Here is a 396-nt window from a genome sequence, read left to right as displayed (position 1 = left end):
ACTCGATTGGAAAATTGTTCACCCATTAGGCCTGATTGCATTGAATACTATACGTTCGCCAGCAACTAGCCTAGCATTGACCCGCAGTCGTGCGACTTACCTTTTAAATGATACGCTTCAATTGTTTCAAGGTGACGTAACTGTAGTAATGCATCTGTTAATTGGATTTCGCCGCCTGCACCTGGTGGCGTATATTCAAGCAAATCCCAAATAGCAGGCGACACAACATATCGCCCTGTTATGGCTAAATTACTTGGCGCTTCGTCATTGTTTGGTTTTTCAACCATGTTGGTAATGGCTGCATTTTCGCCTGGGACAATATTTTTACCCGCTAAATCAACTACACCATAGTTGTGCACTTCTTCATGTGTGACAGGCTCATCCATAATTTGGTTA

At 42.9% G+C, this 396-nt stretch carries 1 pseudogene; it reads right to left on the bottom strand.

Annotation, left to right across the window (positions count from 1 at the left end):
* Positions 1-50: 50 nt before the first annotated feature.
* Positions 51-396: pseudogene (locus CWB76_RS19985) on the bottom strand (sugar phosphate nucleotidyltransferase); the annotation flags it as partial.

The sequence above is a fragment of the Pseudoalteromonas sp. S1609 genome, assembly GCF_005887255.1.
In the GTDB taxonomy this organism is placed as follows: domain Bacteria; phylum Pseudomonadota; class Gammaproteobacteria; order Enterobacterales; family Alteromonadaceae; genus Pseudoalteromonas.
This window is presented reverse-complemented; position numbering and strand designations above follow the sequence as displayed.